The sequence below is a fragment of the Agarivorans sp. DSG3-1 genome (assembly GCF_046774965.1).
In the GTDB taxonomy this organism is placed as follows: Bacteria; Pseudomonadota; Gammaproteobacteria; order Enterobacterales; family Celerinatantimonadaceae; genus Agarivorans.
Genome location: NZ_CP177241.1, coordinates 3,986,505 through 4,010,969 on the forward strand (window position 1 = coordinate 3,986,505; position 24,465 = coordinate 4,010,969).

Genomic DNA, 24,465 nt, shown 5'->3' on the forward strand with positions numbered 1-24,465 from the left:
CGATAATTTTATGAGTTACCACGATACAAAATTGACTCTTGCGCCCCTACAACGGAGCTCATTGAAAGTGATAAATTAACTTCTCTTTCAATCATATCCATCAAAGGCTTAAGCGTAATCGGTAAATCGCTACGGATTTTCTCTGCCGTAATATAATAAGGCGCACGTTGACCGTGATACTCAACCACAGGACCAATTTGCTGAAATTTAATCCCTAATAAGGCAGTACTGCGCGCTAACCTAGGCTCCATCATCACATAAGCATGCTTAATATTATGCCTCTCAACCAACACCGTAGCGGCTAAATACATGCTTGCAGTAATAAACGGGAAACAACGCAACTCTTCTTCATAAAGCTCGGCTACGTTAATGCCACCGGTAGCTGAATCAACAAACTTATCAGTTTTACGTCGTCTAAAAGTAGCGCGTAATGCTAAACGTGATATTTCACATACGTCTTCTCTAGCGAAATTTTGCGGGTGTAGATCGTCGTCAGTAATCGCTCCCTCACAATACTTTTCCAATGGGAGCAATTGGTCGCCCGTTGGCGATACCACTCGTACGGTACTAGCATAAGTTCCAGAAGATAAATGGCGAACCAAGCAATAATCAGAATAATCATCAAACTCATCGCGTTCTATCTGCTCGGGGTTTACTGGTTCAAAACCTAACTCCTCACAATAAACATCGTGGCGCAAACGGTAAACACTGGCCACATCCTCATCACTGAGTGCAACCAATGGTTGAAAATAAGTCTCGTAGTGTTTGGCAATTTCAGCCGCTTTTTTCTGGGCGGCATGTTGGGTTGTTTTGCTAGTAGGTAACCCAACTACTTTTCCTTTAATACTGGTCGGAAGTATTTTGTTTTTCAAAAGCTTAACCCTTATTCCCTTAAGTGTTTTTATAGTTGCTTAATAAGCATCGCGTTTAGTATAGCCACTATCTCTATGGGATAATGTTTTGCTAATTTGATATTAAGTTTATATCAGAAAAGTGCCAAGGCTAGCCAGTAAAATTCTACCGCCCGCCATTAATGGCGGCGCTAGAAGCAAATCTGATTGTGCTATCACTTAAGAATAACGGGTTTTAAATAGAGTGCTCAATAAACTGCTCTGATCAGCTAGGCTAAATGCCACTTTAATAGCAAACATGCTAGAATCATTACGTTTTTTAGCGTTGAAACAACAATATACTTAGCGCTAACTATTTGGCCAAGTTTAAGGAATTAGCATGATCATCAAACCAAAGATCCGTGGTTTTATTTGCACAACCACTCATCCGGTAGGCTGCGCAGCCAACGTGCAAGAGCAAATTAATTACACCAAGCAAAAAGGCAAAGTTACAGACGGCCCTAAACGTGTATTGGTGGTAGGATCTTCAAGCGGTTACGGTTTGTCTTCACGCATTACCGCTGCATTTGGCAGTGACGCTGCAACCATTGGTGTCTTTTTCGAGAAGCCAGCAACCGAGCGTAAAACCGGCACTGCAGGTTGGTATAATGCGGCAGCGTTTGACCAAAAAGCGCACGAAGCAGGCCTTTATGCCAAAAGCATTAATGGTGATGCATTTTCTCATCAGGCAAAAGAAGCCGCTATTGAATTAATCAAACAGGACTTAGGCGAAATTGACTTAGTGGTTTACTCACTCGCTTCTCCGGTACGCAAATTACCTGATAGCGGTGAGTTAATCCGATCGAGCTTAAAGCCTATTGGTAATACCTACACAGCAACCGCTGTAGACACCAACAAAGATACTATTATCGAAGCCAGCATTGAACCCGCAACCGAGCAAGAGATTGCTGATACTGTAACGGTAATGGGCGGCGAAGATTGGGAGCTTTGGATTAAGGCATTAGACGAAGCAGGTGTACTTGCTAAAGGCTGTAAAACTGTTGCGTACAGCTACATTGGCACCGCACTTACCTGGCCTATTTATTGGGATGGCGCATTAGGCAAAGCCAAAATGGATTTAGACCGAGCAGCCAGCGCTCTAAATGAAAAGCTAAGCACTAAACAAGGTAGCGCGAATGTAGCGGTACTTAAAAGTGTGGTCACTCAAGCGAGTTCAGCTATTCCAGTGATGCCTTTGTACATATCAATGGTATTCAAAATCATGAAAGAACATGGTTTACATGAAGGCTGTATGGAACAAATCTATCGTTTATTCGATGAACGTTTGTATCGTAATGATGGTTCTACGCCAGCGGTAGATGAAAGCAATCGTTTACGCTTGGACGACTGGGAGCTACGTGACGACATTCAACAAGCCTGTGTTGATCTGTGGCCACAAATTACCACTGAAAACCTTAAACAGCATTCTGACTATGAGTACTACAAGGCTGAATTCTTAAAACTGTTTGGGTTTGGGGTGGAAGGTGTTGATTATGATGCAGACGTAGATACTTTAGTTCCATTCGACGTTAAAGCCATCTAATTAACTCAGAACAACTATTATTAAAAGGCCTCTATTTTTGAGGCCTTTTTATTGGCGTTGATTTGAATGTTGTTGGCTGGAATTTACTTTGGTATAACGAACTCTGCCAACCCTTGGCAAATATGCATCTAAACGCTGACCATCTTTAGAGACCCGATATTCAACCACTCTATCGGTTGAGGTAACAATGACTTTATTACCATTTATCTTGTACTTGGTGGCTACTCTGCTGCCAGATTTAAGCTGACCATCATCAGTGAATACTAATCGCTCTTTCTTGCCATAGAAAGCATGTTCTGACTCCCAAGCACCAACAATCGGATTTACTTTAACTTCTCGTTGCACGCCTATAAGCTCAGGATAAGTAAAGTAAACGAAAGACAACACGCCTAAGCAGATTCCAATTAAGGCAATAATTAATACCAAGGACTTTTTCAAGACAATCTCCCAAAACTAAAAAAGGACGTAAAACGTCCTTTTTTCAGTATCTTACGTAAGAGATAAGCTTACAACAAGTTTTGGATTTCTGCTTTGCTTTTTAAGACATCAATCAATACTTGATAACTAGCTTCAGTTTTTACGCTGCTAAGCTGTTCTAACCAACGATCGGCTTCACTGCTATCCACTGAACTAGATTCATTCACCTCAGTGACTTGAATCACCAACTGATCGCCATTCATAGTGGCGATACGACTCGCTACTTTTTGCTCGGTAGGCTTAGCCATCATGAATAAATGACGAACCACTTGTGGTTCAAAGTCTTGGCTATCTCGAGCAACTTTCACTTTAGAGTCTACAGTTAGGTTTTGCTCGTAAAGCAAGCCGTCTAAGCCTTCTCCAGACTCTAGGGCGGCGATTAGGCTATCAGCATAATCTTGAGCAGCTTGATTAGAGCGAGAAAGTGTTAGGTCACTAGCAATTTGCGATTCAACAGTTTCGAATGGTTTAACTTCGGCAGCTTTATGAGCCATTACGCGCACCACTACCGAGCTATCATCCGCAAGTTGAATGGCTTCACTGTTTAAGCCTTCAGCAATAAAGTCTAAGTTGAACAGTTGGCTAAGCACTTGAGGTTGGCTCAATATCGCGTTAGCGCTTGAACGAGTTAAGCCTTTAACGGTTTCAACAGTTAGCCCTGTTTCACTGGCTACATCAACGAGAGAGTCAGGAATTTCAAAAGACACTTCAGCTAAGCGTTGAGCTTGCTCATAAAATGCATTTTGAGCTTGTTCTTGTTGTAAACGCTGACTAATTTGCTCTTTCACGTCTTCGAGCGGTTTCACTTGCGCTGTTTGCACATCAATCAGTTTAATTAAGTGAAAGCCAAACTCAGTTTTAACTAACTCACTTACATCGCCCTTATCGGCCAAGGCAAAAGCAGCAGCATCAAACTCAGGCGCCATTACGCCACTCTCAAACCAATCTAGCTCACCGCCTTCTTGACCACTAAAAGTGTCGTCTGATGACTCAGCCGCTAAAGTAGCGAAGTCTTCACCTTGCTGAACTTTCGCTAATAAGGCTTCAGCTTTCGATTTATCGGCAGCTTCATCGTCACTAAATCCAATCAGAATATGCGCAACTTTACGTTTTTCCGGCTGAGTATAGCTTCGGCTGTTAGCTTCGTAGAATTGCTGAATATCTTGCTCATCAACAACAATACTGTCTGCAATTTTGGCAGCGTCTACCACAATGAATTCAACGTCTACTGACTCTTCAGTTTTGAAGGTGTTTTTACGTTCTTCGTAGTAGGCTTTTAATTCTTCGTCTGTTGGGACTTCTTGAGCGGTAAAATTAGCCACCGGGACCGTTACATAACGTACGTCTCGGGTTTGCTGATTGAGTTTAACCAACAACTCAGCTTCGTTTGGAAGCGCAAACTCGCTACCTAATAAGGCTTGCTGTAACTGGCGACGGGTTAAGTCGTTGCGAATCATATCGCGGAATTGACTCGGCTGAAGATTCGCGCGGTAAAGCACTGCAAGGTAACGTTCGTTGTCAAACTTACCGTCTACTTGGAATTCTTGCATACCTAAGATTTGCGATTTAACTCGCTCATCGCTCACGCGTAAACCGTATTTTTCAGCAGCTTGGTCAAGCAAGCGCTCTCCGATCATACGCTCTAGAACGTTATTTCTGAACTGTGCCATATAGCTTGGATCAGCCGCTAGTTGGCTAAATGCAGCGCCAAACTGGCTTTCTAATCGTCCGCGTTCGTTTTGATAGGCTTGATCAAATTCAGCACGGCTAATGGACTCGCCATTAACTTCAGCGGCGAGTTGCTCACTAGGTGTAGCTATGTAGCTACCTACACCAGCTAGAGCAAAAGATAAAATGACCAGACCGAGGATGATTTTGGCTACCGGACCTTGGCTTCCTTCACGGAGCTTTTCCAACATGCTTAATTACTCTTTACCACATTAAATAATGAAAAAGCGCATCAGAGGATGCGCCTTTGACAGATCGCAATTGCGTCTGACTGTTTAGTTTACTGCGTCTTTTAACGCTTTACCGGCTTTGAACGATGGTACGTTAGCAGCGGCAATTTGAATTTCAGCACCAGTCTGAGGGTTACGACCAGTACGGGCAGAACGTTCTTTCACTTGGAAAGTACCGAAACCTACCAAGGCAACATTATCACCGTCTTTCAAAGTATCAGAAATGGCATCGATGAAAGAATCAAGTGCACGACCGGCAGCGGCCTTAGAAATATCTGCACCTTCAGCAATTTTGTCTACGAGTTGAGCTTTATTCACAATTGGTTCCCCTTGTTGTTATTCCTTTTTCTTTTTACCGCAGGAAAGCTTCCTTATTATTACGGTTCAGAATGAGGTTCGTCAGTCTACATTTAGTTAATTTTTCACCATCAATATAATTATCAACGGCTTCCTTGCCAGCCTTAGGCTATAGCCCTTGAACAAGGCTGGCAAGTACTATTTTACGATTGAATATCGTTTATTTGCATTGACTCAAGCTTTTACTTCAAAGCCTTCAGGATTTTGCTCTAAAGCCGCTTCTAGAACCTGTTCAATCCAGCGAACTGGAATGATTTTTAGGTCACCAATAACATTTTCTGGTATCTCTTCTAAGTCTCGCTCATTCTCTTGCGGAATAAGAACCGTTTTGATACCACCGCGATGCGCCGCCAACAGCTTCTCTTTCAAGCCACCAATAGGCAGAACTTCACCACGCAAGGTAATTTCACCGGTCATCGCTACTTCAGCCTTAACCGGGTTACCCGTTAAGCTCGACACCAAAGCGGTACACATGGCAATGCCTGCACTTGGACCATCTTTAGGTGTTGCACCTTCAGGTACGTGAACATGAATATCACGCTTCTCGTAAAAGTCGTTATTGATACGCCACTTATCGGCACGTGCTCTTACCACGGTCATCGCAGCTTGAATCGACTCTTGCATAACGTCACCTAAAGAACCGGTATAGCTAAGCTTGCCTTTACCCGGTACCGAGGCTGTTTCAATGGTGAGTAAATCACCACCAACTTCGGTCCATGCTAGACCTGTCACCATGCCAACGCGGTTATTTTCATCCGCCTTACCATAATCACAACGTTGCACACCTAAATAATGGCTGAGGTTGTCTTGGCTAATCTCAACTTTCTTCGTGTCTTTGTTCAGCAAAATTTCTTTTACTGCTTTGCGACATAACTTAGAGATCTCTCGTTCTAAGCTTCGCACGCCCGCTTCGCGAGTGTAGTAACGAATAATGCCAATGATGGCACTGTCTTCAATAGCAATCTCATGCTCTTTTAAACCATTGCGTTTAATTTGCTTACTAATTAAGTGTTGCTTAGCAATGTTTAGTTTTTCGTCTTCGGTGTAACCTGATAAACGAATCACTTCCATACGGTCTAATAAAGGACCAGGGATATTCATTGAGTTTGAGGTAGCCACAAACATCACATCAGAGAGGTCGTAATCAACTTCTAAGTAATGGTCGTTAAAGCTGTTGTTTTGCTCTGGGTCTAATACTTCTAGTAGTGCAGAGGCAGGGTCACCACGCATGTCTGAAGCCATTTTGTCGATTTCATCAAGCAAAAATAGAGGGTTTTTAACCGCTACTTTAGACATTTTTTGAATCAACTTACCCGGCATTGAACCAATGTAAGTACGACGGTGTCCACGGATTTCCGCTTCATCTCTTACCCCGCCTAAAGCCATACGCACGTATTTACGCCCAGTCGACTTAGCAATAGATTGACCCAGCGAGGTTTTACCGACACCAGGAGGACCAACTAAACATAGTATTGGCCCTTTTAGTTTGTTTACTCGGCTTTGTACTGCCAAGTACTCTAAAATGCGCTCTTTAACCTTTTCTAAACCATAATGGTCTTGATTAAGCACCTGCTCCGCTTTTGCTAAGTCGCGCTTCACTTTTGAGCGTTTAACCCACGGCACACTCAACATCCAATCTACGTAACCACGTACAACGGTCGCTTCAGCAGACATTGGTGACATCATTTTGAGTTTATTTAGCTCAGCTAAGGTCTTTTCCTTAGCTTCTTCTGGCATCTTGGCTTCGTCGATACGTTGAGACAATTGCTCAAACTCGTCTTGACCATCTTCAGATTCACCTAGCTCTTTCTGAATCGCCTTCATTTGCTCGTTGAGATAGTACTCGCGCTGACTCTTCTCCATTTGCTTTTTAACGCGACCGCGGATTTTTTTCTCCACATGCAGCAAATCGATTTCAGATTCCATCATCGCCATTAAGTACTCCAAGCGTTCTGGAATACTGGCTAACTCTAGCACCGACTGCTTATCTTCAAGCTTAAGCGGCATGTGTGCAGCCATGGTATCAGCTAAGCGCGCGGCATCGTCTATACCAGACACCGAGGTAAGCACCTCCGGCGGGATCTTTTTATTCAACTTGATATAGCCTTCGAACTGGCTTATTGCTGAACGAACCATGACTTCTTGTTCTTTTTCATCCGGCTGAGCAGACACCACATACTCTGCAGCAGCAATGTAATACTCATCCTCTTGAATAATTTCTTCAAGATTAGCCCGCTGGCTGCCCTCCACCAGCACTTTCACTGTACCGTCTGGCAGTTTCAATAGTTGCAGAATATTAGCCACTGTACCCACAGTGTATAAGTCTTCCACTTGAGGATTGTCGTTACTGGCATCTTTTTGCGCGACTAATAATACTTGCTTGTCTTGGCTCATCGCGCTTTCTAAGCAACGAATCGATTTTTCACGACCAACAAACAAAGGAATGACCATGTGCGGATAAACCACAACATCGCGCAAGGGTAATACGGGAATTTCAAAACGTTCTGAACGCTCTAAGGTCATGTCGTCCTCTTTACCTTAGCTAATAATCTCTATCAGCAATATATTGGGTCAAACTTTCTGGTTTCAATTCGTGTTAAGCAATTAATAAAAAAAAATCACTTAGCTGCTGTTTATTTAGGCAATAACTAGCGTAAACGTCGTCTTACTGTGCCTCTCACTTTCCCCGCCATACCAATAAGGCTTTGACGAGTATGGCAATGGCAAAGCGCCACCGCTAAAGCATCGGCAGCATCGGCTTGTGGGCTCGCTGACAAGCTCAACAACTGAGTCACCATATGCTGAACCTGGCTTTTATCGGCCGCGCCAGTGCCAACCACCGCTTGTTTTATTTGCCTTGCTGAATATTCAGCAACGGGTAAATCTTGGCTTACTGCAGATACAATCGCTGCCCCTCGGGCTTGCCCTAACTTGAGTGCCGAATCAGCGTTTTTAGCCATAAACACTTGTTCAATCGCAAACTCATCGGGAGAAAACTGGGCAATAATTTCGCTAACACCAGCGTGAATTTGCTTCAAACGTAACGGCAGTTCTTTTTCGCTAGTGCGAATACAGCCACTACCTAAATACTCGATTCGTCCATTGGCTTGCTTTATCAAACCGTAACCGGTGATCCGTGAGCCCGGATCAATGCCTAGAATAATACTCACGAAAGTTTACAGCTGCTCAGCAATGTCATCTGATATTTCACCATTGTGATACACCTCTTGCACGTCATCATCGTCTTCCAGCATATCAATAAGTCGTAACAACTTTGGAGCAGTGCTTAGATCTAACTCGGCTTGCGTAGAGGCAATCATGGTAACTTCTGAATTAACCGCCTCCAAACCCGCCTTATCTAAGGCGTCTTTCACTACACCAAAATCGTTAGGTAAAGTATAAACGTCAACACTTCCATCTTCATGAGAGATAACATCATCAGCACCAGCCTCTAGGGCTGCATCCATTACTTGTTCTTCGTCGCTACCCGCGGTGTAAGAAATAATACCTTTCTTTTCGAATAGATAAGCAACACTGCCATCAGTACCTAAGTTGCCACCGCTTTTGGAAAAGGCATGCCTTACAGTAGATACGGTACGATTTCGATTATCGGTCATCGTTTCAACAAGAACCGCTGTGCCACCGGGACCATATCCCTCGTAAATCACCGTTTCTAGCTGTTGCCCATCCAACTCTCCAGCTCCGCGCTGTACCGCACGATTTACCGTGTCGCGTGTCATATTATTAGATAAGGCTTTATCAATAGCGGCTCTCAATCTAGGATTAGCATCTGGATCTGAGCCACCTTCTCTGGCTGCGACCGTAAGTTCTCGAATAAATTTAGTAAAAATCTTGCCTCTTTTAGCATCTTGAGCCGCTTTACGATGCTTAATATTGGCCCATTTACTATGACCTGCCATGGCGTTCTCCAATAAATGCTTATTGATTGATGATAAACGTTAAGAAGCGACCAAGCCTAGCACTATCTGTTTGATAAATGATCTCGATCTTTTAACATAAGTTCACTTATATCAATTTGTTACATCTTTGTTTAGAAATAACTCTACGATCTCCCCACATAAAAATAACAAAAACATCATTAATTAGTCACAACATAGAGCTTGATTCAATAATATTACATAAATACCTAAGACCCAGAAGACACCAAAACCTCACCACTATTGATAATTACATTAAATATCAACGATTAAGGATAATTCCCCGCCGAATATTTAGGCAATATTAAACAAAAGATGATTTCACTTAACTTATTGAAAAAATTGGCCTATATTTAAGAGAATTAACATTTTATCAATAGTTATAAGCTAACCACGGAAGGCTATGATTGTAATTTATTGGCACAGTTTACTTAGCTTGTTGCGGCTTAACTCAAGCCTCAAAAAAATCACTGTGCTTCTTTTCTTACTCATTTTAAGCATACCCATGCACGCACAGGTGTGGGTGATAAGTCATGCAGAAAAACAAGCTGAATTGAGCAGTAAGCAAATTCGTTCGATCTTTTCACTAAGGGAAAAAAATTGGCCCGACGGACAAGTTATTGAACTGGTCGTGATGAAAGATAACAGTGAATTGCATAAACAGTTTTGCTTAGACGCGCTTAAACTTTTCCCCTACCAGCTCAGCCGAATTTGGGAACGCCAAATATACACGGGTACCGCTATTGCGCCCACCATCGTAGATTCCGAACAAGAAATGCTCGATACCATTATTAAAAACCCCAACGCAATTGGATATGTCAGCCAAGAGGTGAACAATGAAGACCTTCATTCTATTATTGTTGACTAGTTTATCCACCATCGCAGTTCCTGCATACGGCCAAGGCAAAGTATCTTGGGGCGGATTTGTTTCTGCCAGTTATATTGGGGTAAACGCCAATAATTATTACGGATACAACTCAGGCGACAGCGGCCCATTATTAGAAGCAGGGTTACGTGGCTATTGGCTAATCAATAGAAACTGGTCGGTGTCAGGCTTGGTCATAGCTCAAGAAACCGGAGATTGGTTTGAATCAGGCATTGAAGTTGACTACCTCAGCTTAAATTACAAAATCCCTAGCCATGAAGATTGGGATATTGGGTTTAAGCTCGGGCGCTTCAAAATTAGCAATGGCATCTATGGAGAAACACGTGACGTGCCGTTTACGCGACCAAGCATTGTATTACCTTTGTCGGTATACCCACATATATTGAAAGAGCAAAGCTTGCGAGCCGACGGATTGCGTATGGACATCGACTACTTTTCGTTGGGCGGTCAAGAATATAAATTTGCCGCGTCGATAGGTAAGGAAAGCTTTGATGAAAGCTTTAGTCGCCGTTTTTTCGGTCAAGACCAAGAAGGGACATTTGAAAGCGAATGGAATACATCGCTGCATTTCTCTATGCGCCCAACAGCAAACTGGTATGTAGGTTTAGAATATCGCCGCTTAAAAATGCACCTAGAGGATTCACTAAACCCAAGCCCGATAGACCTCCCCTTAGATTTTACTATTGATACTGACCAATACATTGGTTCTCTGCAGTATTCTCAACAGAGATTTGAAATAACCAGTGAAATTACTCTGCGCCGCGGTGGCACCTATGCAGAAGGGAAAAACCAACCAGCTCAAGGTCTCGAGCCATTGTTTGACGGTAGCATCGATATGAATGCCTACTATGTTCAAGGGATTTACCTTATCAACCAACAATGGAACCTACTAGCTCGTTACGATAACAGCCACTTTATCGACGACGATATAGAAAAGAACTTACGAGACCTAGAAGATTTCGCCATTGGCGCGACTTGGAATTTTCATCAAAATTTCCAACTCAAATTTGAGCATCACTGGTTTGTTGGTACCTCAATGCTCCCCCCTGTAAACGACTTAAATCCACAGCGAAACAATAACCCTGAGCGATACTGGCGCTTGTTCGCCTTACAACTTAGCTACCGCTTTTAATAAATCGCTCTATGCTTAACTAATAATGAATCTATTAATGTTTCGTTGCTGTAAGTACTAACCTTGGGATAGCCAATGAAGCTAAGTAAGTTCCCCTTAATCAATTTAAAACAACGTTATATTAGCGTCCGTTTGAAAATGACCGTTGCACTTGTGCTAGCTGCGGGCTTTGTTGTTTCCATCTTCGGTTTCACTGCAATGGAGCATTACCAGAATCAGCAAGCACAACTTAAACTCAGCTACCTAGACAACTACGCGCTAGAATTTAATGACCAAATAGAACGATTAAGTGACAGCATTACCTACTTGTTCGAAGCCCAAACTCTGTTTAGTAAAGCGGAGAATATGAGTGAATTAGAGAAGTACCTCACTCGCCAACTCCCAGAGCTGCAATGGTTATTACCTATAGTGAATGGCTGTACGGTTTTTGAGGTAGACAATTACACCTGCAGCGCCTCTGACTCTCCGCCCCCCAAAGAGCTATTAGAGCAGGTAACACTGCGTTCTAAACCCATGCAATTATTACAATGCAGCGAGATGTGCTATTTGTGGATCTCTTTGCCTATTCGTACCCGTAGTTCAGAACAAGGCATTTTAGCGTTTCAACTTGAGTTAGCAGATGCCTTAATCAAGGTAACCCAGAGAGATGACATTGAACTAGCCATCGTCGATTTAGATCGCCCCTTATATAAAAGCATTTTACTGGCTACCAATACTCAAGCCCTTAGCCAACAATGGTTTGATAGTGCTATTGAGTATCGCCACCATGCCAATATGGAGTTTCAGGTTGAACACAAAACCATTGTCGGCAAACTTTATCCCATTAAGAACAGTGCTAGCAGCACCTTAAAACTGGTTATTCTTAAAGACTGGAGCGACCAAATACAGCTGCAAACCCGCTTCGAAAACCAGCTTTCTATTTTATTGCTACTCACTATGGCATTAAGCATTGCTATTGGCTTAATGCTAATGCGTCGTCCCTTAAATAAACTTCGTTATCACGCTGCCAGCTTGCCAACGATATTAGAAGATGAGAGCTACAAACCGCAAAACAACCTGCATCTATTTAATGACGAATTTGATTCACTTGATCATATTTCTATCGAGCTAGCCGATAGTTTCTCTGAAATGCGATCGAGCATTGCCGCCAATACCAAAGTATTGGAGAAAATGGCGATGGAAGACCCACTTACGGAACTGCCAAATCGAACCGCTTTTCTCGAACAACTCAGTAAAGCGCTAAAAGAAGCAGAACGCCAAGGCGACGAGTTAAGCCTTATCTACATTGATTTAGATAATTTTAAGACCATTAACGATACCTTAGGTCATGACTTTGGCGATTTACTGCTGGTACAAGTCGCTAAACGCATTATGCGCTTAAGCGAGTTTGCCTCTAGCACCTTCCGTTTAGGTGGCGATGAGTTCACACTACTGATTAACAAAAAAGACAAAGACAGCGTCCTCGGTTTTGCCTATAGCCTTGCGCAAGAAATTTCTCGAGACATTACCATCTCTGGAGTTTCAATGAAGGTGACGCTCAGTATTGGTATCGCCACCGCAAAACAAGCCGAGTACGAGCCGCAGTTATTAGTTAAATATGCTGATTTAGCAATGTACTCTTCTAAACGTAAAGGGCGTAATTGCTGTACCCACTTCGATATCGAGTTAGCCCGTCAGAATGACATGGTATTCACCATTGAAAATCAGTTCCAAAATGCCATGAGCAACAACGAACTGGAACTATACTTACAACCGCAAGTGTCAATGAAACAACAAGCAGTCACTGGCTTTGAATTACTACTACGTTGGAATCACCCTACTCAAGGTTTAATGAACCCTGGTCAATTTCTCGATACCGTTGAATCAGGCCGCCATATCCTTCCTCTAGGTTATTGGGTGATAGATAAATCGTTAGCGTTATTAGAAGAGTTAAATACTAAAGGTTACAACGGCTTAACCATCGCATTTAATATTAGTGGCCGTCAGTTTGAAGACAAAAATTTCGCTCAAAAACTGATCAGCAAATATAAAACCATTAGTATCGGTAGCAATCTGTTAGAGCTGGAAATCACTGAAAGTGTCGCCGTACAAAACTATCAGCAAGTTAAAAACCAGTTAAACGAAATCCGAGGAGCAGGCATCAGAGTTGCCTTTGATGACTTTGGTAAAGGCTTTACTTCACTGAGCTACCTTAGCAACCTTGCCTGCGATAAGATTAAATTTGATCGAGAATTTGGCCACAATGCCATTACCTCGGTAGCAACTCAAAACATTGTACTGAGCATGCGAAAGCTAATGTACACCTTAGATTACGAGATTTTAGTAGAAGGCGTAGAAACTCTTGAACACGCTAATTGGTTGAAACAAAACGGCTTTGATAAAGTACAGGGGTACTTCTTTGGTCGTCCGGTCACTAAGGAAGCGGCATTAGAGTTCTATTTGCGTTGCAATGATAAAGGCGCGCTATTGGATCAAAGTGGCAACATTATTCACTTGCACCCGCTGTTTCATATTCCTCAAACAGATGTTCACTCTAATGGCAATCACTAGTTGAATAAGTCTATCTACAGCATTAAAAAAGGCGAGCTAATGCTCGCCTTTTTGCCATTCAAAGCACGCTTACTTTGGTAAGTTAACGCTTAAGGCTAATTCAGTTAAAGACACTGGGTTAGCTGCACTTGGCGCACTGGTTAACGGACATGCAGCAGTGGCTGTTTTCGGGAACGCCATTACGTCACGAATAGAGCTTGCACCAGTCATCAACATTACTAAGCGATCTAGACCAAACGCTAAACCCGCGTGTGGTGGAGCACCATACTGAAGCGCTTCCAATAAGAAGCCGAATTTCTCTTGAGCTTCTTCATCGCTAATGCCGAGTACTTTAAACGCAGCAGCTTGCATATCTTGTTTATGGATGCGTACGCTACCACCACCTAATTCACAGCCGTTTAGCACCATGTCGTAAGCGTTTGATAACACACCTTCTGGTGAAGCGGTTAAGTCCTCAGCACTCACGCCTTCAACTGGCGCAGTGAATGGATGGTGAATGGCATGGAAATGACCATCTACTTCTTCAAACATTGGGAAATCAACAACCCAAAGCGGTCGCCACTCATCTGATACTAGGCCAAGATCTTCGCCTACTTTCAAACGTAAAGCACCCATCGCTTCGCAAACAATATTCGCTTTATCTGCGCCGAAAAGAATTAAGTCGCCGTCTTGTGCAGCTGTGCGCTCAACAATGCCTTGTGCAACGTCTTCATTTAGGAACTTAAGAATAGGTGATTGAAGACCTTCAACGCCTGCAGCGACTTCATTCACTTTCATCCATGCTAAGCCCTTAGCGCCATAAATACCTACATACTTACCGTAGTCATCAATTTGCTTGCGAGAAAGCTTTGCACCACCCGGTACACGTAACACTGCTACGCGGCCTTTCTCATCGTTAGCTGGGCCAGAAAATACTTTAAACTCTACGTCTTTAAGCAAGTCAGCAACATCAACTAATTGCATTGGGTTACGTAAATCTGGCTTATCAGAGCCATACAAACGCATCGCTTCAGCGTAAGTCATTTGTGGGAACTCACCCAAATCAACGTCTAACATTGAGACAAACAATTCACGAACCATTTGTTCAGTCACGGCCATTACTTGGTCAGAACTCATGAATGATGTTTCAATATCAATTTGAGTAAACTCTGGTTGGCGATCGGCACGTAAGTCTTCATCACGGAAGCACTTAACGATTTGGTAGTAACGATCCATGCCAGACATCATAAGTAATTGTTTAAAAATCTGTGGTGATTGCGGCAAAGCAAAAAACTGACCTTTATGAGTACGGCTAGGCACTAAATAATCGCGCGCACCTTCTGGCGTAGCTTTGGTAAGAATTGGCGTTTCAATGTCTAAGAAGCCATTGTCTTCCATAAAACGGCGAACGAAACCCGTTACCTTGGCGCGAAACACCATACGCTGGCTCATTTCTGGGCGACGTAAATCTAAATAGCGGTATTTTAAACGCTGCTCTTCAGAGTTATCTTGATTGTTATCCAACGGCAGTGGCGCAGAGCGATTTAAGATTTCTAGCTCTAAGCCAAGTAGCTCAACTTCACCCGTGGTCATGTCAGCATTAACCTGACTGTCTGGACGCGCACGAACGCGGCCTTTAAGGCGGACACAAAATTCATTACGCAAGCTGTTGGCGGTAGCGAATACATCTTTACGATCTGGGTCAAAAACCACTTGCACAATGCCTTCGCGGTCACGTAAATCAATGAAGATAACGCCACCTAAATCACGGCGGCGATTTACCCAACCAACTAAATTTATTTCTTGATCAACTAACTCTTTGGTTACTTGTCCACAGTAAACAGTGCGCATTTGGCCTTTCCCGTTTTACGTTTTAAAATTCAATGAATGTTCAGCCTAAATAATAATCAGCTATGCAGTATTATTTAGTGAAAGGGCGATAGTATAAAGGAAAGCAGCTACAAATAAGAATAGCGATAGAGCAATAAATCTATAGAAGCGTCTAAAATAGCCAAAGACAAGCTCGCTTTAGCTGGTTACAATAACCCACCGAGCAATTACTGGCTCATTATCATAGAATTTTCCGCACGAGAACTAGCCATGCAAGGCAAAGATAAACTATTTTCCCAACCTATTACCCAACTGGGTGAGTTTCGCTTCGATGACCAAGTGGCCGAAGTATTTCCCGATATGATTCAACGCTCAGTGCCAGGTTACAGCAACATTGTTTCCACCATTGGCCACTTAACTGAACAATTTCATCAAGCCGACACTAAGTTATACGACTTAGGTTGCTCTTTGGGCGCAGCGACTTTAGCTATGCGCCGCGGAGTTAAGCACAACAATGTAGAAATTGTTGCAGTAGATAACTCCCCCGCCATGTTAGAACGTTGTCAAAAACACCTAGATGCTTTTCGTGGCTCAGTGCCAGTAACGCTTATCTGTGATGATATTTGCGACGTAGATATCAGCAATGCTTCAGTGGTCGTGCTCAATTTCACCCTGCAGTTTATTGCGCAAGAACAGCGTTTAACCTTGATTAAAAAGATCTACAACGGAATGGTTAAAGGCGGTTTATTGATAGTGAGTGAAAAATTTCATTTCGCTGAACCAACTACTCAGAGTCTAATTAGCGAATTACACTTAGATTTTAAACGCGCTAACGGATACAGCGAGTTGGAAATTAGCCAAAAGCGGAGCTCTTTAGATAACGTACTAGTGCCCGATACTATTGAGCAACACAAGCAACGATTTAAAGAAGCCGGCTTTAGCGCTAGCGAACTGTGGTTTCAGTGTTTTAACTTCGGCTCATTGGTCGCTATAAAGTAGTCTCTAGATACACAGAATCAAAAAGACGAGCGCTATATAGTGCTCGCCTTTTTTACGAAACAATACCTACTTAGCTAACAACGCTGCAATTTTGTCTGCAAAAGGTTGTAGAGTTTCACTATCAACCATATCGCGAGCGTGGCTGCGCGCCTCGGCTAAAGAGCCAGGAATAATATGAAAGTGTAAATGAGGCACCGTTTGACCCGCTGCAGCGCCATTAAATTGCACTAGGCTAATCCCCTCAGCATTCATTGCCTGTTTAACCGCCGCTGCAACTTTTTTTACGGTTTTAATAACAGCTGCTGCGCCTTCTTCCGACAATTCAAACAGCGTTTCTGCCGATTCTTTTGGTAATACTAAAGTGTGACCATCGGCCTGTGGCATAATATCCATAAAGGCTAAGGTATGGTCGTCTTCATACACTTTAAGACAGCCCATTTCGCCACGGATAATTTTAGCAAAAATATTGTTATTGTCGTAACTCATAGCATTGATTCCCAATAGGTTTAATGTCGGTACGTAACTAAAGATAACAGCATTATTGCACACCCAAATCTTCTAACAAATGGACTTGATCGAAATATCGCTCGCCAACAAAACTAATCGCGTGGTCACCAAAACGACGCAAGCTTCCTGGCTGTTTCACCCCCATAGGCCAAAAGAACCAGCGTTCAAAACGTTCAGAGCCCCACACATAACCATTAGAGTCGTAGATAGATTTATATCCTTGGCCTTTTTCTAAGGCAAGTAGCGACTGCCAAGGCTGTAAAGTATAAGTGGTTTTAGCCACCACTTCAGCAATGTCGCCGGTGGGCTGCAAATCAATTATTTGGTGGGTATCGGCACTAATACTTATTCGCACTTTATCCGCAGCATTAACGCGATGCATCAGTACGCTTTCGACTTTACTGTCCTGAATAGCATGATAACTGCGCTGTTGAGGCAACATTAAAGTATACCAACAACCACATAGGTGGATGCTGTCGTAAGCAATGACTTCTAGCTTATTAGTCAGGTGAATTCGAAAAATGAGAGCATCATGCTCTCCTGCTACCCAATCTACTGAGCTAAGTTTTGGGCGTTGCTTAAACCATAAAATATAATTGAGCTGGATAGTAGTTTGGTTGTTATGCCTAGCGTAAGTAATATGCGAAAAACTAAGTGGTTTACTGTGTTCAAAAGCCAGTTGTTGCTTTTGCCAAACCGGCACGCCAGGTACGTTGTCTGCAGTGTTGCTCTCAACCAACCACTGCGGTGCATACCATTTAAGTAAGGTTTCTTGTTGCTGTTTACTGGCGAGTTGCCCAAAAGCATCAAGCTGTAAATCAGTTACATTCACTTTAGCTAACGCTGGCTCCGGTAGATATAAGGCCGCTTGTTTCGCAGTAAATCCAGATAACGACCAGCGACTAGCAGCTAACCAACCCTCAGCTAAATGTTGTTGTTCTTTCTCAATGGCGCTCGCAAATACCTTCGAACTTAGTGGATATAATCCAAACACCTTAGCAGTGGCAGAGTAGTCATTATCCATAGGAATAGTGGCTAGCAACTCAGCGGTTTGTCGTGAATGACCTTTTAACTGCTGATTCAATTCATTTATGCACTGTTCGATTGTCTGTTCTGGCTGAGTTATTTGATATTCCGCTTTCCATTCATTGGCTATGTCTACATCAAGCGTTTTCCATTCAGCTTTTAAACCTTGCTCCGCTAGTTCGCCCATATAATCAATTAGCTGAGGTTGAGTAGGCGCAGATGGCTCAGCAAGATCTTGATTGCTGATAAAAAAATGTATGAAGCGATTATGTCGTAAAGAAGCTTGGTTATGCACCCTCTCCCCTTTTAAGCTTCCAACATGCTCAAGCAGCAGCTTGTCTACACTGCTTAAAATAGCCTCACAGGAGGGCTCGACCTTTAGAGGTGAAATGCTGCATGCTTGCAAAACAATGGCTGTTAACAACGCGCTTAAGTTTGCTACTAGGCAATTAACTTTATACCGTTTAGGCATTGTCCCTCCTTGGATTCAATTCATCGTCATTATTGTACACAGAAAAAATAATGGGATTGGTTCGCAATACAACTGTAACAAAACCGTCATAAAATGCCCTTTTTGCTTTTACCTACAAAAGACTATGACAGCAATATTTGAAGTATTCAGCGCCTTTTTCCGCCTAGGATTAGTAAGCTTCGGTGGCCCAGCCGCCCATATAGGTTTTTTCAAACAAGAGTTTGTTGATAACAAGCAATGGTTATCCCAGCATGAATATGCAAATTTAGTCGCGCTTAGCCAATTTTTGCCGGGCCCTGGCTCTTCTCAAGTGGGTTTTGCTATTGGCTTGCACCGGGCAGGAAAACTAGGTGCAATAGCCGCATTTATTGGCTTTACCTTGCCCTCGGCAGCCTTGATGCTGGTACTAGCGTTGGCTGCCAACTACAGTAACAACAACCCCTTTGTTATGGGATTAATCGCGGGCCTAAAAGTTGCTGCATTGGTAGTAGTGGTTGATGCTGTAAGACAAATGTATAGGCAGTTTTGCAGTAATCGGTATTTAAGCGGAGCATGTTTTATTACTGCTGCCAGCTTGTTGCTGTTCCCACAACTTAGTACCCAACTCGTTTGTTTGGCTCTTACCGCACTGATAGGTTTAGCGCTAAATGAAAAGCTATTGGTACCGAATCCCCCTACAAATACCAATACCAGCACAAACCAAACCGGTAGCATTAAGTTTGGATATTTAGCTGTATTTATTGCGCTACTGTTTTTGCCTTTTCTAAACTTAAATCCTCTCATTCACAGTTTTAGCCAGTTTTATCAAGCGGGTAGCTGGGTATTTGGTGGCGGTCATGTCGTGCTGCCTTTGCTGCAACAAACACTTTCAGGGGATGTAAACCAAGAACAGTTTTTAACCGCCTATGCTGCTGCACAAGCAGTACCTGGCCCAATGTTTACTATTGCTAGTTATTTAGGCGCAGTGGTAGGCCAACAAAATCCTCTTGTTTACGCTAGCTTAGCAACTATTGCCATTTTCCTACCGGGTTTTTTATTGGTACTGGCTTTTGTTGATGCTTGGCAAGCGCTGGCTCAAAAAGCGAAGTTTTCCGCAGCAATGCAAATGGTTAACGCAGCGGTGGTTGGTTTACTGATAGCAGCACTTTACAATCCAATATTCACTAGCGCGATTCATTCGAACCTAGAGTTTGTACTAGCGTTATTAGGGTTCTTTTTACTGCGAGTCGTGAAGTTACCTCTTTACATCATGTTACTAAGCTTAGGGGGAGCGGGAATATTGTTACTGGCATAAATAAAAAAGCCTGCACTAAGCAGGCTCTTTAATTAAACGTTATTCCATTACAACTTAAATGCGCCAACCTCTTTATGCAGTTTGTCGGCAATAGCATCTAATTCTGTGGCTCGCTGCGAACTACCCGCTGCCTGCTCCGCCAGCTCTAACGAAGCATCTTGAATACCTTGAGTATTCCTCCCCACTTCTTCCGTTACCGCGCGTTGTTCTTCAGCAGCGCTAGAAATTTGCGTCGCCATATCACTGATATGAGTAATCGAGTTAGTGATATTCTCTAACATCTCAGCCGCTTTCGTGGCTTCTTCAACGCTAATTTGCACTAACTGTTGGCTTTCATCCATGGTTTTAACGGTACTTTGGGTATTCCCCTGCAGCCGTTCTAACATCGCTTTGATTTCTTCGGTTGAGCTTTGGGTGCGTTGCGACAAGTTACGTACTTCATCGGCCACCACCGCAAAGCCTCGGCCTTGTTCACCAGCGCGAGCCGCTTCAATGGCTGCATTCAAGGCCAATAAATTTGTTTGCTCAGCAATGCCTTGAATGGTTGAAAGAATGTCGCTAATTTCTTGGGTATTACGCTCTAGTTCTTGTACCGTTTCAGCGGCGCCATCTAATTGCCCAGCCAAGCTATTTACCTGTTGCTGGTTGCGGCCTATTAGCACCTTACCTTGTTCACAAGAATCAGCTGATTCACGCGCAGCCTCAGCGGTTTGCTCGGCGTTATTAGCCACTTCATTTGCGGTTGCAGCCATTTCATTCACTGCGGTCGCTACCTGAGTAACTTCGCCCTGCTGACGTTCAATTTGAACATTCGAAGCAGAAGTAGAGCTATTGGTTAAAGCAGCGGCACGCTGCAAGCTGTCGGCATCTTCAGCGATTTCTTTCATTAGCTCATGTAGCTGATCGATAAACTTGTCGATACCCGCGGCAAGAGAGCCTATTTCATCATTACGGTTTAAATTGATTCGCTTGGTTAAATCTCCATCTCCCGATGATAGTTTTTCAATCGCCCCACCTAAAATCTCAATCGGTTTTAGCATTGCACTGATCACTTTGAGCATCACCACCGCAATAATAACAAATAGCACCACTGCAAAAATCATAGAGCTTTTCATCATGGCGCTTACCGGTGCCATCGCGATTTGTTTGTCATAGACAAACAACAAATACCAGTCAGTACCTTCAATCGGAGTAACGTTTACAAAGCTTTCTTTACCGCTAACCACCAAATCACTCATTTCTGATGAGCTTGCTTGAGCAGAAAAGAAACTCGCAGTAAATTGTTCCGACAGTTCACTGGCTTTTTTTAACACCAAATCTTTATCACTGTGGATAACCACTAAGCCCTCTTTATCAACGATAACCGGGTATACCTGCTCGCTGGCAAGGTTAAGTACCCGCTCGGTCACTACATCGAGACCTAAATCTCCTGCGTAAACTCCGCCACTAACCCTTTGCGCAACCGAAATAACCATTTGGCCAGAAGTAGCATCTACGTATGGGTCGGACACAAATGAACCATTAGTTTGCGCGCCTTTGTACCATGGGCGAGTGCGTGGGTCGTAACCATCGGGCAGCGTTTCATTAGGATCATGCATGGTCATTTTCCCTTCGCTACTACCGAAGTAAAAATAGATGAAATCCCCACTTTGCTTAGCTTGTACTAAATCTGCCACAAACCCTGCGGCTTTGGGATCTGACGCCATGCCTTTGGCAATCGCCAACTTTGAATCAAACCACAAACTTACTTGGTCAGTTGCCGCTTGTGCGAGTTGCTTGGCATCCCCAGCAATATCAATGCGGGTTTCTTGAGACAAAGTGCGAGCTTGAAACCAAGCCTGTACGCCACTCAATACTGCAAGTAAAATCAAAATAGTTAAGATTAAACGCTGTTTAATCGACATGTTTCCCATAAAAATCCCTCTTTTAGCTTCCCGCTTTTAATTACTTGCCATTGAAGATTGTTAGTTTAAATATGTGCTAGCATCTTGTTTGTATCTACTAACCCTATGTTACTAATTATGATTTATCTAAAAATTATCAGCACATTTTTGGTTTATTTGAGCTTAAGCTTTGCCGTAAAAGCCGCGGTTCAGGTAGAACAATTAGATTTTAACTCACTGTTACTCAACGATTGCCCACAATCTGTGGCCACTATCAGCGTTAGTAACTCAGCTAGCATTGCCCAGCAAAGTGGCTGGGGGGCTGAATTTTCGCAAATAGTCCAAGACAGTATTTTAGTGGCTAACCTTCCCTCTTTATTTATCGACGCTTCAAAGCAAAACTATAGTCATTCTGCGTTTCCTAACAAAAGCATCACGTTTAGCTCAAGCAGGTCAAAAACAAAGCGTTATAGCTACGCTTGGCATGAGAAAAGTTTTGAATGGCTTAGTGCTTACAGTTCAAACCAGAGTGACCTAGAACCGCCACCATTTTTTGCTTTAGCACGCTACCAACAACAAACCTTTGCTATAGCCAGCGTTAGCGTATACGAACCACAAGATTTGCTTAAAGTTTTAAACGATGATTTTGTAGTTAACCGCAGCCCTTTACTGTTGTTTTTGAACAGCAGTAAACCTGTCAACAATCAGCATATTTCGCAACTAAACAACATGGGGTTTCGCCTACATCAGCAACAAACACTATTACTTGCAAGCAAAGATCTTAATGTCTGTGATAGCGGCTTTCTAAATGAAAATGGCCAGCATCAGCTTGCTTGGTTGAAAGTTGACCTTAACCAGTGAGCCAGAAAAACAATAAACAACTGAGATAGCGATTCTGTTTAGCGCTTACTCGCCAAAACCAGCTAAAACTTGCTACAATCAAGCTTATATATACTCAAGCAATATCAAGCTCTTGTAACCAATGATAGACTTCTCTGATTTTTACCAATTAATTGCCAAAAACCGCTTAAAACACTGGCTGTATACACTCCCCGCTCAGCTTGGCGATTGGCAAAAAGAGCATGCTCATGGCGACTTTCCTCGCTGGCAGCGAGTGCTCAATAAACTCCCTCTGCAAACCACTAAACATATCGAGCTCAAAGATAAAGTGAGCATTGGTAAAGCTGAAGACATGCCCGCAGGTGAACGTAAAAAAGTAGAAAGTTTGCTACGTCACCTTCACCCTTGGCGCAAAGGCCCCTTCGATATTTACGGCATTCAGATAGATACCGAATGGCGTTCGGATTGGAAATGGGAACGTTTACGTAAACACATCTCCCCTTTAAAACACCGTTATGTGTTAGATGTGGGCTGCGGCAGCGGTTACCACATGTGGCGCATGCTTGGTGATGATGCAGAGTTTGTTGTCGGTATCGATCCATCAACCTTGTTCTTAATGCAATTTGAAGCCATTCGTAATTTTGCCAATAACGATCAACGCGTGCACTTATTGCCCTTAGGAATTCAAGAACTGCCTAAATTACGCGCCTTTGATACGGTGTTTTCTATGGGAGTACTTTATCATCGCCGCTCACCTATGGATCACCTCATTCAACTAAAAGAGCAACTGCATAAAGGCGGTGAACTGGTACTAGAAACACTGGTGGTAGATGGCGACGAAAACCAAGTACTGGTTCCAGCTGGGCGCTATGGAAAAATGCCAAACGTTTGGTTTTTGCCTAGCACTGCAGCCTTAAAACTTTGGCTCGAAAAAGTAGGCTTTATCGACGTACGCGTTGTCGACGTTGATTTAACCTCTACCGAAGAACAACGCAGTACATCGTGGATGACCCATGAGTCCTTAAACGACTACTTAGACCCAAACGACAAAAGCCAAACTGTAGAAGGTCTACCTGCTCCCAAACGTGCTGTTTTAATTGCAATTAATCCAGACTAAACAGTTTTCATACGCTATGCTAAAACAATTACTAAAACCGCAGTTATTACTTTTGCCTAATGGATTTGAACTATGAAAAAGCTTTCAATAATTTCATTGTCTCTAGCACTAAGTGCTTGTGCAAGCCAACAAGCCTCTCAGCCCAACACCGAAACCCTAGAACAACTGTCTGCACTCTCTGCTCAGCAAACATCTGTATTGAGCCAATGTGAGTCAATCTCAGAACGATTAGCGGCTCAACAACAACGCTTTGACCAATTAGAAGAAAAAGTAGTGGCCATTGTACCAGCCCCGGTTTCTTCGAATAAAGCTACCGCGCCTAGTTGTAGCAAGCAGGCATCATACAAGTTAGGCAATAAAACTGTACTTGGTGAATCTGAATGGGTAAGCCTGCAAGGTCAAAAACACGCTTTTCAAGCTCGTATAGATACTGGTGCAGCAACCTCATCATTAAATGCCACTGACATAGTAAAATTTGAGCGTGACGGTAAAAACTGGGTACGCTTTAATTTACGCCACAAAACCATTGATACCGACATTATTGTAGAGCGCCCAGTGATTAGAACCGCTGAAGTAACTCAAGCCTCTACCAACACTGTAGATAAACGCCCCGTGGTATCTATGTTAGTTAAACTTGGGCCTATTTCAGAAAAAGCCCAATTTACCCTTACCGACCGCAACCACCTAAGCTATCCGGTGTTACTAGGACGTAGCTTCCTGAAAGACATTAGCGTGGTTGATATAAGCCAAAAGTTCACACAAGCGAAGCCGACATTTAAGGATTAAT

Annotated in this window: 20 protein-coding genes; 9 read left to right on the forward strand and 11 right to left on the reverse strand. The window is 43.0% G+C overall.

What is annotated here, in order from left to right; all coding sequences use genetic code 11:
- Nucleotides 1–8: 8 nt before the first annotated feature.
- Nucleotides 9–872, reverse strand: a complete 864-nt coding sequence (locus tag ACLD71_RS18480; RefSeq protein ID WP_411991602.1) for a PEP-CTERM/exosortase system-associated acyltransferase — start codon at nt 870–872, stop codon at nt 9–11.
- Between the two features lie 358 nt (nt 873–1,230).
- On the opposite strand from ACLD71_RS18480, the gene fabV reads away from it, so the two are divergent.
- Nucleotides 1,231–2,433 (forward strand): enoyl-ACP reductase FabV, encoded by a 1,203-nt coding sequence (fabV, locus tag ACLD71_RS18485; protein WP_411991603.1) that lies wholly within the window; start codon nt 1,231–1,233, stop codon nt 2,431–2,433.
- A 48-nt stretch (nt 2,434–2,481) separates the two neighbouring features.
- Here the strand turns inward: fabV and ACLD71_RS18490 are convergent, their stop codons facing one another.
- The 6 genes from ACLD71_RS18490 to ACLD71_RS18515 all read right to left on the reverse strand — a co-directional run bounded on the left by ACLD71_RS18490 (nt 2,482) and on the right by ACLD71_RS18515 (nt 9,145).
- Nucleotides 2,482–2,871, reverse strand: a complete 390-nt coding sequence (locus ACLD71_RS18490; RefSeq protein ID WP_411991604.1) for a hypothetical protein — start codon at nt 2,869–2,871, stop codon at nt 2,482–2,484.
- 68 nt (nt 2,872–2,939) lie between these two features.
- On the reverse strand, nt 2,940–4,829 hold the full coding sequence (locus ACLD71_RS18495) for a SurA N-terminal domain-containing protein (protein ID WP_411991605.1): 1,890 nt from the start codon (nt 4,827–4,829) through the stop codon (nt 2,940–2,942).
- A gap of 84 nt (nt 4,830–4,913) precedes the next feature.
- Nucleotides 4,914–5,186: a nucleoid-associated protein HU-beta gene (hupB, locus tag ACLD71_RS18500; protein WP_137675218.1), complete on the reverse strand. Its 273-nt coding sequence runs from the start codon at nt 5,184–5,186 to the stop codon at nt 4,914–4,916.
- Between the two features lie 213 nt (nt 5,187–5,399).
- Nucleotides 5,400–7,748 carry an endopeptidase La gene (lon, locus tag ACLD71_RS18505; protein ID WP_137675217.1) on the reverse strand — a complete coding sequence of 783 codons (2,349 nt, stop codon included), beginning with the start codon at nt 7,746–7,748 and terminating at the stop codon, nt 5,400–5,402.
- Nucleotides 7,749–7,873: 125 nt separating this feature from the next.
- On the reverse strand, nt 7,874–8,395 hold the full coding sequence (ruvC, locus tag ACLD71_RS18510) for a crossover junction endodeoxyribonuclease RuvC (RefSeq protein ID WP_137675216.1): 522 nt from the start codon (nt 8,393–8,395) through the stop codon (nt 7,874–7,876).
- A gap of 6 nt (nt 8,396–8,401) precedes the next feature.
- A complete protein-coding gene (locus ACLD71_RS18515) occupies nt 8,402–9,145 on the reverse strand; it encodes a YebC/PmpR family DNA-binding transcriptional regulator (protein WP_411991606.1) in 744 nt (247 codons plus the stop codon).
- 523 nt (nt 9,146–9,668) lie between these two features.
- On the opposite strand from ACLD71_RS18515, the gene ACLD71_RS18520 reads away from it, so the two are divergent.
- The 3 genes from ACLD71_RS18520 (at nt 9,669) to ACLD71_RS18530 (ending at nt 13,731) form a co-directional block, all read left to right on the forward strand.
- Nucleotides 9,669–10,031 carry a substrate-binding domain-containing protein gene (locus ACLD71_RS18520; RefSeq protein WP_161985215.1) on the forward strand — a complete coding sequence of 121 codons (363 nt, stop codon included), beginning with the start codon at nt 9,669–9,671 and terminating at the stop codon, nt 10,029–10,031.
- Nucleotides 10,000–11,181, forward strand: coding sequence for a hypothetical protein (locus tag ACLD71_RS18525; protein ID WP_411991607.1), 1,182 nt, complete (start codon nt 10,000–10,002; stop codon nt 11,179–11,181). Before ACLD71_RS18520 ends, ACLD71_RS18525 begins: the two co-directional genes overlap by 32 nt.
- Before the next feature lie 75 nt (nt 11,182–11,256).
- Nucleotides 11,257–13,731 (forward strand): putative bifunctional diguanylate cyclase/phosphodiesterase, encoded by a 2,475-nt coding sequence (locus tag ACLD71_RS18530; RefSeq protein ID WP_411991608.1) that lies wholly within the window; start codon nt 11,257–11,259, stop codon nt 13,729–13,731.
- Between the two features lie 69 nt (nt 13,732–13,800).
- On the opposite strand, the gene aspS is transcribed toward ACLD71_RS18530, so the two are convergent.
- Nucleotides 13,801–15,561, reverse strand: a complete 1,761-nt coding sequence (gene aspS, locus ACLD71_RS18535; RefSeq protein WP_411991609.1) for an aspartate--tRNA ligase — start codon at nt 15,559–15,561, stop codon at nt 13,801–13,803.
- Nucleotides 15,562–15,810: 249 nt separating this feature from the next.
- Between aspS and cmoA the strand changes: the two genes are divergently transcribed.
- Nucleotides 15,811–16,539, forward strand: coding sequence for a carboxy-S-adenosyl-L-methionine synthase CmoA (gene cmoA, locus ACLD71_RS18540; RefSeq protein WP_411991610.1), 729 nt, complete (start codon nt 15,811–15,813; stop codon nt 16,537–16,539).
- Between the two features lie 66 nt (nt 16,540–16,605).
- On the opposite strand, the gene ACLD71_RS18545 is transcribed toward cmoA, so the two are convergent.
- Both ACLD71_RS18545 and ACLD71_RS18550 read right to left on the reverse strand, forming a co-directional pair.
- Entirely contained in the window at nt 16,606–17,025 is a 420-nt protein-coding gene (locus ACLD71_RS18545) for an HIT family protein (protein WP_303512706.1), read from the reverse strand.
- Nucleotides 17,026–17,077: 52 nt separating this feature from the next.
- A complete protein-coding gene (locus ACLD71_RS18550) occupies nt 17,078–18,544 on the reverse strand; it encodes a hypothetical protein (RefSeq protein ID WP_411991611.1) in 1,467 nt (488 codons plus the stop codon).
- A 124-nt stretch (nt 18,545–18,668) separates the two neighbouring features.
- Between ACLD71_RS18550 and chrA the strand changes: the two genes are divergently transcribed.
- A complete protein-coding gene (gene chrA, locus ACLD71_RS18555) occupies nt 18,669–19,838 on the forward strand; it encodes a chromate efflux transporter (RefSeq protein ID WP_201798782.1) in 1,170 nt (389 codons plus the stop codon).
- Between the two features lie 47 nt (nt 19,839–19,885).
- On the opposite strand, the gene ACLD71_RS18560 is transcribed toward chrA, so the two are convergent.
- Nucleotides 19,886–21,742 carry a methyl-accepting chemotaxis protein gene (locus ACLD71_RS18560; RefSeq protein WP_411991612.1) on the reverse strand — a complete coding sequence of 619 codons (1,857 nt, stop codon included), beginning with the start codon at nt 21,740–21,742 and terminating at the stop codon, nt 19,886–19,888.
- A gap of 117 nt (nt 21,743–21,859) precedes the next feature.
- On the opposite strand from ACLD71_RS18560, the gene ACLD71_RS18565 reads away from it, so the two are divergent.
- The 3 genes from ACLD71_RS18565 (at nt 21,860) to ACLD71_RS18575 (ending at nt 24,464) form a co-directional block, all read left to right on the forward strand.
- Complete coding sequence (locus ACLD71_RS18565; RefSeq protein ID WP_137675206.1) at nt 21,860–22,582, forward strand: hypothetical protein; 723 nt, start codon at nt 21,860–21,862, stop codon at nt 22,580–22,582.
- Between the two features lie 121 nt (nt 22,583–22,703).
- Nucleotides 22,704–23,678, forward strand: coding sequence for a tRNA 5-methoxyuridine(34)/uridine 5-oxyacetic acid(34) synthase CmoB (gene cmoB, locus ACLD71_RS18570; RefSeq protein WP_137675205.1), 975 nt, complete (start codon nt 22,704–22,706; stop codon nt 23,676–23,678).
- A 72-nt stretch (nt 23,679–23,750) separates the two neighbouring features.
- Complete coding sequence (locus ACLD71_RS18575; RefSeq protein ID WP_411991613.1) at nt 23,751–24,464, forward strand: ATP-dependent zinc protease; 714 nt, start codon at nt 23,751–23,753, stop codon at nt 24,462–24,464.
- The last annotated feature ends 1 nt before the right edge of the window (nt 24,465 follow it).

Coding starts and splice junctions, on each gene's coding strand:
- ACLD71_RS18515 (WP_411991606.1), bottom strand. CDS start 9,145: ATGGCAGGTCATAGTAAATGGGCCAATATTAAGCATCGTAAAGCGGCT.
- ACLD71_RS18560 (WP_411991612.1), bottom strand. CDS start 21,742: ATGTCGATTAAACAGCGTTTAATCTTAACTATTTTGATTTTACTTGCA.
- cmoA (WP_411991610.1), top strand. CDS start 15,811: ATGCAAGGCAAAGATAAACTATTTTCCCAACCTATTACCCAACTGGGT.
- ACLD71_RS18530 (WP_411991608.1), top strand. CDS start 11,257: ATGAAGCTAAGTAAGTTCCCCTTAATCAATTTAAAACAACGTTATATT.
- aspS (WP_411991609.1), bottom strand. CDS start 15,561: ATGCGCACTGTTTACTGTGGACAAGTAACCAAAGAGTTAGTTGATCAA.
- chrA (WP_201798782.1), top strand. CDS start 18,669: ATGACAGCAATATTTGAAGTATTCAGCGCCTTTTTCCGCCTAGGATTA.
- ACLD71_RS18550 (WP_411991611.1), bottom strand. CDS start 18,544: ATGCCTAAACGGTATAAAGTTAATTGCCTAGTAGCAAACTTAAGCGCG.
- ACLD71_RS18545 (WP_303512706.1), bottom strand. CDS start 17,025: ATGAGTTACGACAATAACAATATTTTTGCTAAAATTATCCGTGGCGAA.
- fabV (WP_411991603.1), top strand. CDS start 1,231: ATGATCATCAAACCAAAGATCCGTGGTTTTATTTGCACAACCACTCAT.
- ACLD71_RS18520 (WP_161985215.1), top strand. CDS start 9,669: ATGCACGCACAGGTGTGGGTGATAAGTCATGCAGAAAAACAAGCTGAA.
- ACLD71_RS18525 (WP_411991607.1), top strand. CDS start 10,000: ATGAAGACCTTCATTCTATTATTGTTGACTAGTTTATCCACCATCGCA.
- ACLD71_RS18575 (WP_411991613.1), top strand. CDS start 23,751: ATGAAAAAGCTTTCAATAATTTCATTGTCTCTAGCACTAAGTGCTTGT.
- lon (WP_137675217.1), bottom strand. CDS start 7,748: ATGACCTTAGAGCGTTCAGAACGTTTTGAAATTCCCGTATTACCCTTG.
- ACLD71_RS18565 (WP_137675206.1), top strand. CDS start 21,860: ATGATTTATCTAAAAATTATCAGCACATTTTTGGTTTATTTGAGCTTA.
- cmoB (WP_137675205.1), top strand. CDS start 22,704: ATGATAGACTTCTCTGATTTTTACCAATTAATTGCCAAAAACCGCTTA.
- ACLD71_RS18495 (WP_411991605.1), bottom strand. CDS start 4,829: ATGTTGGAAAAGCTCCGTGAAGGAAGCCAAGGTCCGGTAGCCAAAATC.